The sequence below is a fragment of the Albimonas sp. genome (assembly GCF_055129145.1).
Genome location: NZ_JBSRTQ010000165.1, coordinates 1 through 8,582 on the forward strand (window position 1 = coordinate 1; position 8,582 = coordinate 8,582).

Consider the following 8,582-nt stretch of genomic DNA (forward strand, 5'->3'; position numbering starts at 1 on the left):
CCCAGCGCCGCGCGGGCGCTCCGCCGCGCCCCTCGCTCCGGTCGTCGCGCGGCCTCCCGCCCTCGCCGCCTCGCGCAGCCCCCGCCAGGCCGGCGCGACGGCCCCGCCCCCCTTGCCAAGCGCCGCCGACACGCGCCACCCTTCCGCCGCAGTTGACCGCCGCCCGCCGACCCGGCCTCCCGAAACGCCAGACCGTCCGGACCCCATGACCGCCACGCTTCAGTGCATCTCCCCCATCGACGGCGCGGTCTTCGCCGAGCGCCCCGTCGCCACGCCCGACCAGGCCTCCGCCATCGTCGCCCGCGCCCGGGTGGCGCAGACCGCCTGGGCCGCACGCCCGCTGGCCGAGCGCGTCGCCCTGGTCCGCGCCGGGGTCGCAGCCCTCGACGCCATGTCGGACGAGATGGTCCCCGAGCTCGCCCGCATGATGGGCCGCCCGGTCCGCTACGGCGGCGAGATGGGCGGCGTGAAGGAGCGCGCGCTGCACATGGCCGACATCGCCGAGGCGGCGCTCGCGCCGCGGATCGTCGAGGCCTCCCCGGCTTTCGAACGCCGCATCACCCGCCAGCCCCACGGCGTCGTCTTCGTCATCGCGCCGTGGAACTACCCCTACCTGACCGCGATCAACACCGTCGCCCCGGCCCTGATCGCCGGCAACGCGGTGATCCTCAAGCACGCGACGCAAACCCTGCTGGCCGGGGAGCGCATGGTCCGCGCCTTCACAGCCGCCGGCATCCCCGAGGACGTGTTCCAGAACATCTTCCTCGACCACCGCACCACCGAGGCGCTGATCGCCGCCCGCGCCTTCGGCTTCGTGAACTTCACCGGCTCGGTCGCCGGCGGAAGGGCCATCGAGCGCGCCGCGGCGGGGACCTTCACCCCCGTCGGCCTCGAACTCGGCGGCAAGGATCCGGGCTATGTGCGCGCCGATGCCGACCCGGTCGCCGCCGCCGACGGGCTGATCGACGGGGCCATGTTCAATTCCGGCCAGTGCTGCTGCGGGATCGAGCGGATCTATGTGCACGAAAGCCGCTTCGACGCCTTCGTCGCCCGCGCGACCGAGATCGTGTCGGGCTACCGGCTCGGCGATCCGCTCGCCCCCGACACCACCCATGGCCCCATGGCCCACGCCCGCTTCGCCGCCGTGGTCCGCGCCCAGCAGGCGGATGCGCTCTCCCGCGGCGCACGCCCCCTGATCGACCCGGAGCTGTTCCCGGCCGACGACGGGGCCGCATATCTCGCCCCGCAGGTCTACGTGAACGTCGACCACGCCATGTCGATCATGCGCGAGGAAAGCTTCGGCCCCGTCGTCGGCATCATGAAGGTCAAGGACGACGACGAAGCCGTCGCCCTGATGAACGACAGCGCGTTCGGCCTGACCGCCGCGATCTTCACGAAGGACGCCGGGGCCGCCGCCGACCTCGGCGCCCGGCTGGAGACCGGCACGGTGTTCATGAACCGCTGCGACTACCTCGACCCGGCGCTGTGCTGGACCGGGTGCAAGGACACCGGACGCGGCGCGGCGCTGTCGAGCCTGGGCTACGACGCCCTGACCCGCCCCAGATCCTACCATTTCAGGAAAAACTGATGCCCGCCCCCTCCGCGAACTGGAGCTATCCGACCGCCATCCGTTTCGGCCCGGGGCGCATCGCCGAACTGCCCGAGGCCTGCGCCTTCGCCGGGCTCAGACGCCCGCTGCTGGTCACCGACCGGGGGCTCGCCCCCCTGCCGGTCACCGCCCGGGCGCTCGATATCCTGGACGCCGCCGGCCTCGGCCGCGCGATGTTCTCGGAGGTCGACCCCAATCCGCATGACGGCAATCTCGAGGCCGGGATCGCCGCTTACAAGGCCGGCGAACATGACGGGGTGGTGGCCTTCGGCGGCGGCTCGGGCCTCGATCTGGGCAAGCTGATCGCCTTCATGGCCTTCCAGACCCGGCCCGTCTGGGACTTCGAGGATATCGGCGACTGGTGGACCCGCGCCGACGCGGCCGCCATCGCCCCCATCGTCGCCGTGCCGACCACGGCGGGCACGGGGTCGGAGGTCGGGCGGGCCGGCGTGCTGACCCACGCCGCCACCCATGTGAAGAAGATCATCTTCCACCCGAAACTCCTGCCCGCGGCGGTGATCTGCGACCCCGAGCTGACCGTCGGCATGCCCCGCGTCATCACGGTCGGGACCGGCATGGACGCCTTCGCCCATTGCCTCGAGGCCTATTGCTCGCCCAACTACCACCCGATGTCCCAGGGCATCGCGCTCGAGGGGATGCGGCTGGTCCATGAGAATCTGCCTGTCGTCGCCTCCGACCCCGCCAACCTCGCCGGCCGCGCCCAGATGATGAGCGCCGCGGCGATGGGGGCCACCGCCTTCCAGAAGGGGCTCGGCGCGGTGCATGCGCTCTCCCATCCGATCGGGGCGGTGCACAACACCCATCACGGCATGACCAACGCGGTCTTCATCCCCACCGTGCTCGCCTTCAACCGCCCCGCAGTGGAGGTGCGGATCGAGGCCGCCGCCGCCTATCTGGGCATCGAGGGCGGGTTCGACGGGTTCATGGAGGCGGTGGTCGCGATGTGCGCGGATCTGGGCGTGCCGCCGACGCTGACTGCGCTGGGCGTGGTCTCGCCCGATATCCCGAAGCTCGCCGCGATGGCGGCCGAGGATCCGTCCTGCGGCGGCAACCCGGTCCCGGTGAACGCCGAGATCCTCGCCGACCTTTACGCGCAGGCGCTGTGATGTCGCCGCGTCCGTCGCTGATCCTGCGCGGGGCGCGCGTGGCGGGGGGCGCCGCCGAGCGGCAGGACATCGCGGTGGGGGAAGGGCGGATCATAGCCCTCGCCCCCGCCCTGCCCGCGGCGGAGGGCGCCGAGGAGATCGCGCTGGACGGCCGCCTGGTCTTCCCCGGCTTCGTGGAAAGCCATGTGCATCTGGACAAATCCGCGCTGACCGACCGTTGCGCCGGGGCGCCGGACCTGAAGTCCGCCATCGCCGCGGTGGCCGCCGAGAAACGCGCCTTCACGACGGAGGACATCCACGCGCGCGCTTCCGAAACGCTGGAGCGTTGCCTCCTCCACGGCGCCGTCGCGATGCGCACCCATGTCGAGGCCGACCCCCGCGTCGGGCTCCGCGGGTTCGAGGCGATCAAGGCGCTCAAGGCCGAATACGCCTGGGCCATCGACCTGCAGATCTGCGTGTTCCCGCAGGAGGGCCTGACCAACGATCCGGGGACCGAGGCGCTCATCGACCAGGCCGCGCGCGAGGGCGCCGACCTGCTCGGCGGCTGCCCCTATGCCGACACCGATCCCACCGCCCAGATCGCCCGGATCTTCGGGATGGCGCGGCGGTATGATCTGGATATCGACTTCCATCTCGACTTCCACCTCGACCCCGCCCGCATGGATCTGGGCGAGATCTGCCGGATGACCGAGGCCCATGGCTATGGCGGCCGGGTGGCCTGCGGGCATGTCTCGGCCCTGTCCGCCCTGCCCCCCGCGGAGGCCGAGGCCTGGGCGCGGCGCATGGCCGACGCCGGCGTCGCGCTGACCGTGCTGCCCGCCACCGACCTGTTCCTCATGGGGCGCGAAACCCAGCCCCTGACGCCTCGCGGCGTGGCGCCGGCGCATGCGTTTCACCAGTGCGGGGTCACCTGCTCGCTCGCCACGAACAACGTGCTGAACCCGTTCACGCCTTTCGGCGACGGGTCCCTGCTGCGCATGGCGAACCTTTACGCCAACATCGCCCAGCTGGGGGCGGCGGAGGACCACGCCGCCTGTTTCGACATGGTCTCCACCGCACCCGCCCGCCTGATGGGGCTGAAGGATTACGGCGTGGCGGCGGGGGCGCCGGCCGATCTGGTGGCCCTCGATGCAAGGTCGGAGGCGGAGGCGGTCGCCACCCTCTCCCCGCCGCTTTTCGTCATCAAGAACGGGCGGCGCACGGTCACGCGGCCGGCCCCGGTCCTGCACCGGCCGTGAGGGGGCCGCGGCCCCGGCCTGTCCCACACCCGCCCCGGCCCGCCCGTCCCCGCTGAGGAGCCCTCCATGACCACGCTCGCCATCACCGCCGGCCCGTTCCGGTTTCTCGGCGTTCTCAATGAGTTGCAATGCCCGCGCACCTGCGCCGCGGTGCGCGCGGCGCTGCCCTTCGACGGATCGGTCATCCACGTGCGCTGGTCGGGAGAGGCGGTGTGGGCCCCGCTCGGCGATCTCGATTTCGGGGTCCCCTACGAGAACGCCACCTCCTATCCCGCGCCCGGCCAGTTCCTGCTGTTCCCCGGCGGCGAGGGGCGGATTTCGGAGACGGAAATCCTGCTCGCCTACGGGCCCTGCCGCTTCGCCTCCAAGGCCGGGCAGCTGGCGGGGAACCCGTTCGCGACCATCGTCTCGGGGTTGGACAAGCTGGCGGAGCTGGGGCCGATGACGCTCCAGAAGGGCGCGCAGGTGTTGCGGATGGAGCTGATCGAGGACGTTTGAAGGGGGGGGTGGCGGCAACCCGCCACGCGCCGGTCCGGATACGGGGGAACGGCGGGGAATGACCCCGGCGGGGGCGACGGCGGGTTTGCACCCGCCCTACGGCCGCCCCCGACGCCGCCGCAAACGTAGGGCGGGTGCGAACCCGCCACGCGCCGGTTCGGATGCGAGGGGACGGCGGGGGATGATTCCGGCGGGAGGATGGCGGGTTCGCACCCGCCCTACGACGAACGGCCGCCCCGGTGAGGAGCGGCCGCCGCAAGCGTAAGGCGGGCGCGAACCCGCCGCTGGGACCGAGGGATCAGTAGCCGCGCAGGGTGGCGAAGCGGTCGGTGTGGAACCGCTCGTCGCCCAGCATCTGGGCGGCGGGGCGGGCGCGCTTCATGAAGAGGCCGATGTCGAAGGCGTCGGTCATGCCGACGCCGCCATGCATCTGGATGCCCTCGTTGGTGGCGAGGTCGGCGACCTGCGCGGCCTTGGCCTTGGCGAGGCTGACGAGGAGGGGCGCGCGGGCCGAGCCCTCGTCGAGGGCCGACAGCGCCGCCAGCACCGCGGATTTGACCAGTTCCAGCTCCGAAAACAGATGCGCGGCGCGGTGCTGGAGCGACTGGAACGTGCCGATGACGACGCCGAACTGCTTGCGCTCGCCGATATAGGCGACGGTGCGCTCGAAGGACTCCAGGGACAGGCCGAGGAGTTCGGCGGCCAGATGCGCGGCGCCGATATCGAGCACCTTGGCCAGCGCCGAGGCCCCGCCCGAGACGTCGCCCAGCGCCACGGCGGGCGTGCCCTCGAAACGCAGGATGGCGGCGTTGCGGCTGTCGACCATCACGGTGCGCTCGACCTCGAGGCCGGGGGCGCCGGCCTCGACCAGGAACAGGCCGACCGTCCCGTCGGGGGTTTTCGCGGACACGATGATGCGGTCGGCGACATGGCCGTCCGCCACGTTCAGTTTCGAACCGCGCAGCACGTAGCCGTCGCCGGAGGGCTCGGCGGCGGCGTCGACCTTCGAAGGCGCGTGGCGGGGCTTCTCATCCACCGCCAGAGCCAGCAGCAGCGAGCCGTCGGCCACCTTGGGCAGGATCTCGGCCTTCTGCGCCTCGGAGCCTGCCAGCGTCACGGCGGACGCGCCCAGAACGGCGGTGGCGAAAAGCGGCGAGGGCGAAAGATTGCGGCCCGTCGCCTCCATCACCAGACCCATCGCGGCATGGCCCATGCCGGAGCCGCCGTGCTCTTCGGGGACCAGCGCCCCCGCGAACCCCATCCCGGCCATTTCGGCCCAGATGGCGCGGGAGAAGCCGTCGGCGTCCTCGGAATCGCGCACGCGGCGGAGTTCCTTGACCGAGACCTTGTCGGCCATGAAGCGCCCGGCGCTTTCCTTGAGCATCCGCTGGTCGTCGTCCAGAACCAGATTGACCATGTCGTTCACCCGAGCCCGAGAATGTTCTTGGAGATGATGTTGAGCTGCACTTCCGACGTGCCGCCCTCGATCGAGTTCGCCTTGGTGCGCAGCCAGGCGCGGGGGAGCGCGCCGCCCTTGTGGGCCTGGCCTTCCCAGACCATGGCGTCGGCGCCCTCGGCGGCGATGGCGAGCTCGTAGCGGCGCTTGTTCAGCTCGGTGCCGTAGTATTTCAGCATGGCAGACGCGGCGCCGACGCCCTGGCCGGCCTTGGCCTCGGCGTTGATCCGCTCGGAGGTCAGGGCGAAGGCCATGGCGTCGAGGTCCCAGCGGGCGAGGTCGGTGCGCAGCATCGGGTCGTCGAGCCGGCCGTCGGCGTCGAGCCCGGTGGCGTCGGCCACCAGCTCCCACAGCGCCTTGTCGCCCGAGGCGGTGCGGCCCATGCCCGAGATCATCTCACGTTCGTGGGTGAGGAGGTATTTGGCGTAGGTCCAGCCCTGGTTTTCGGTCCCCACCAACTGGGATTTCTCGACCCGCACGTCGGTGAGGAAGGTCTCGCAGAAGGGGGAGGAGCCGGAGATCAGGCGGATGGGGCGGGTTTCGACCCCCGGGGTGGCCATGTCGAAGAGGACGAGGCTGATTCCCAGCTGCTTCTTGGCGGTCGGGTCGGTGCGCACCAGACAAAAGCACCAGTCGGCCTTGTTGGCGTAGCTGGTCCAGATCTTCTGGCCGTTGACGATGTAGTGATCGCCCTGGTCGACGGCGCGGGTCTGCAGGCCGGCGAGGTCGGAGCCGGCGCCCGGCTCGGAATAGCCCTGGCACCAGCGGATCTCGCCGCGCACGATCGGGGGAAGGTGCTGGGCCTTCAGGTCCTCGGAGCCGTATTTGAGCAGGGCCGGCCCGATCATCCAGACCCCGAAACTGTCGAGGGGGGAACGGGCGTGGATGCGCGACATCTCCTCGCGCAGGACCTTGGCCTCCTCCTTGGAAAGGCCGCCGCCGCCGTATTGCGCGGGCCATTCGGGGGCGGTCCAGCCCTTTTCGCCCATCCGCTCCAGCCACAGGCGCTGATCATCGGACTTGAATTCCGGGTTGCGGCCGCCCCAGCAGCGGTCGGCGTCGTCGCGCATCGGCTCGCGCATGGATGCGGGGCAGTTGTCTTCCAGCCAGGCGCGCGTTTCGGCCCGGAAGTCCTCCAGATCGAACATGGCCGATCCTCCCTATGGTGTCCTCGCGCCGCTCGGGCGGCGTCTCGGCGCGCAGGATACATCCGCGGGGGGCGGGGGGCCAGCGGGAACATACGCTCGGGAATGTCAGAGGCGGCGGCGGGCGACGCCTTCCAGCATGGCGCGGGTTCCCTCGAACGTGCAGAGCTCGGTCGCCGGGGTGGAGACGGCGGAGGCGGCGGCGGCCATGGCGAAGGCGAGCGCGTCGTCGAAGGGCCAGGCTTCGGCGAGGCCGGCGCAAAGACCGGCGACGAAGCTGTCCCCGGCGCCGGTGGCGGAGACGACGGGGACGCGCGGGGGGGAGACCTGCCAGGCCTCGCCTTCGGTGGCCGCGACGGCGCCTTCGCCGCCGACGGTGACGATGGCGATGCGGGCGGCGCCGCGGGCGACGAGGGCGCGGGCGAGGGCGGCGGCCTGGGGGAGGTCGATCTGCGCGACGCCCATCAGCTCGGCCCCTTCATGGCGGTCCATGCGCAGCACATGGGCGCCGGTGTCGGCGAGGGCGGCGTCGAAGAGCGCGGGGCCCGAGGTGTCGATGACCACGCGGGCCCCCGATGGCGCGGCGACGGCGCAGAGGCGGCGAGGGAAATCGGCGGGCACGCCCGCGGGCTGGCTGCCGGAGAGGACGACGAGGTCGCCGGGGCGGATCAGGGCTTTCAGGGCGGTCAGGGCGCCTTGCCAGCAGGTGTCGGTCCACGGCGCGCCGGGCAGGACGAAGCGATACTGACCGCCGCCGGCGCGGTCGTGGACGGCGAGGCTCTGCCGGGTCTCGGCGGCGACCTCGTGCCAATGGGCGGTCAGGCCCTCGGCCGCCGCCAGCGCCCGGTAGCTGGCCCCGAGCGCGCCGCCGACGGCGACGAAGGCGAGGCTCCCGCGGCCGAGATGCGCCAGCGCGCGGGAGACGTTGGCCCCGCCGCCGCCTGGATCGAGGCGGGGCGGGGCGCAGCGCATCTTGGCGCCCTCGACCAGGCGGGGGACCTCGGTCGTGAGGTCGAGCGCGGGGTTGAGCGTGACGGTGAGGATGCGGGTCATGCGGGTCCGGTCGATCTGGGAAGGGGAGTCGGGGGCGGAGCCTAACGCCCGCGGCCCTCGCCGGCCATGGCCGCCGGCCGGCGGGGCCGGCGGGCGGGCGAGGCGGCCCGCAGGGACGCGAGTCCCGACCCCGGCCGGGATAGGCGGCAAGGCCCTTGCCATTCCGCGCGCGCCGGTCGAGCCTCGCGCGCATGAGCATCGATCACGCCCTCACCCCCTGCCGCATCACCCTGCGCCTGGTCTTCGACTGCGGCGCGATGATCGGCCCCGGCAAGGCCGCGCTGCTGGAGGGGATCCGCGACCGCGGCTCCATCGCCGCCGCCGGCCGCGCGATGGGCATGAGCTACAAGCGCGCCTGGTCGCTGGTCGAGGAGATGAACGCCGCCTTCCGCGCCCCGCTGGTCGAAAGCGCGCGGGGCGGCGCAAGGGGCGGCGGCGCGGCGCTGACCGAGGCCG

The 8,582-nt window shown here is 72.3% G+C and carries 8 protein-coding genes; 5 read left to right on the top strand and 3 right to left on the bottom strand.

Going from position 1 to position 8,582, the window contains the following annotated elements; translation table 11 throughout:
* Window positions 1–205: 205 nt before the first annotated feature.
* The 4 genes from ACTB72_RS18555 to ACTB72_RS18570 all read left to right on the top strand — a co-directional run bounded on the left by ACTB72_RS18555 (window position 206) and on the right by ACTB72_RS18570 (window position 4,472).
* Window positions 206–1,588, top strand: coding sequence for an aldehyde dehydrogenase family protein (locus ACTB72_RS18555; protein WP_463038497.1), 1,383 nt, complete (start codon window positions 206–208; stop codon window positions 1,586–1,588).
* Window positions 1,588–2,736, top strand: coding sequence for an iron-containing alcohol dehydrogenase (locus ACTB72_RS18560; RefSeq protein WP_463038498.1), 1,149 nt, complete (start codon window positions 1,588–1,590; stop codon window positions 2,734–2,736). The genes ACTB72_RS18555 and ACTB72_RS18560 overlap by 1 nt, the downstream gene beginning before the upstream one ends.
* A complete protein-coding gene (locus ACTB72_RS18565; protein ID WP_463038499.1) occupies window positions 2,736–3,974 on the top strand; it encodes an amidohydrolase family protein in 1,239 nt (412 codons plus the stop codon). The genes ACTB72_RS18560 and ACTB72_RS18565 overlap by 1 nt, the downstream gene beginning before the upstream one ends.
* Before the next feature lie 66 nt (window positions 3,975–4,040).
* Entirely contained in the window at window positions 4,041–4,472 is a 432-nt protein-coding gene (locus ACTB72_RS18570) for a DUF3830 family protein (RefSeq protein WP_463038500.1), read from the top strand.
* Between the two features lie 298 nt (window positions 4,473–4,770).
* Here the strand turns inward: ACTB72_RS18570 and ACTB72_RS18575 are convergent, their stop codons facing one another.
* The 3 genes from ACTB72_RS18575 to ACTB72_RS18585 all read right to left on the bottom strand — a co-directional run bounded on the left by ACTB72_RS18575 (window position 4,771) and on the right by ACTB72_RS18585 (window position 8,126).
* Entirely contained in the window at window positions 4,771–5,889 is a 1,119-nt protein-coding gene (locus ACTB72_RS18575; protein WP_463038501.1) for an acyl-CoA dehydrogenase family protein, read from the bottom strand.
* A 5-nt stretch (window positions 5,890–5,894) separates the two neighbouring features.
* Complete coding sequence (locus tag ACTB72_RS18580) at window positions 5,895–7,076, bottom strand: acyl-CoA dehydrogenase family protein (protein ID WP_463038502.1); 1,182 nt, start codon at window positions 7,074–7,076, stop codon at window positions 5,895–5,897.
* A gap of 105 nt (window positions 7,077–7,181) precedes the next feature.
* Window positions 7,182–8,126, bottom strand: a complete 945-nt coding sequence (locus ACTB72_RS18585) for a 1-phosphofructokinase family hexose kinase (RefSeq protein WP_463038503.1) — start codon at window positions 8,124–8,126, stop codon at window positions 7,182–7,184.
* Window positions 8,127–8,317: 191 nt separating this feature from the next.
* Here ACTB72_RS18585 and ACTB72_RS18590 point away from each other — a divergent pair.
* Window positions 8,318–8,582 (top strand): winged helix-turn-helix domain-containing protein (locus ACTB72_RS18590; RefSeq protein WP_463038504.1); only part of this gene is annotated, 265 nt, incomplete at its 3' end.

What these genes read in the sequence shown, in the direction of transcription:
- ACTB72_RS18555 (WP_463038497.1), top strand. Translation starts at nt 206, where the DNA reads ATGACCGCCACGCTTCAGTGCATCTCCCCCATCGACGGCGCGGTCTTC.
- ACTB72_RS18560 (WP_463038498.1), top strand. Translation starts at nt 1,588, where the DNA reads ATGCCCGCCCCCTCCGCGAACTGGAGCTATCCGACCGCCATCCGTTTC.
- ACTB72_RS18565 (WP_463038499.1), top strand. Translation starts at nt 2,736, where the DNA reads ATGTCGCCGCGTCCGTCGCTGATCCTGCGCGGGGCGCGCGTGGCGGGG.
- ACTB72_RS18570 (WP_463038500.1), top strand. Translation starts at nt 4,041, where the DNA reads ATGACCACGCTCGCCATCACCGCCGGCCCGTTCCGGTTTCTCGGCGTT.
- ACTB72_RS18575 (WP_463038501.1), bottom strand. Translation starts at nt 5,889, where the DNA reads ATGGTCAATCTGGTTCTGGACGACGACCAGCGGATGCTCAAGGAAAGC.
- ACTB72_RS18580 (WP_463038502.1), bottom strand. Translation starts at nt 7,076, where the DNA reads ATGTTCGATCTGGAGGACTTCCGGGCCGAAACGCGCGCCTGGCTGGAA.
- ACTB72_RS18585 (WP_463038503.1), bottom strand. Translation starts at nt 8,126, where the DNA reads ATGACCCGCATCCTCACCGTCACGCTCAACCCCGCGCTCGACCTCACG.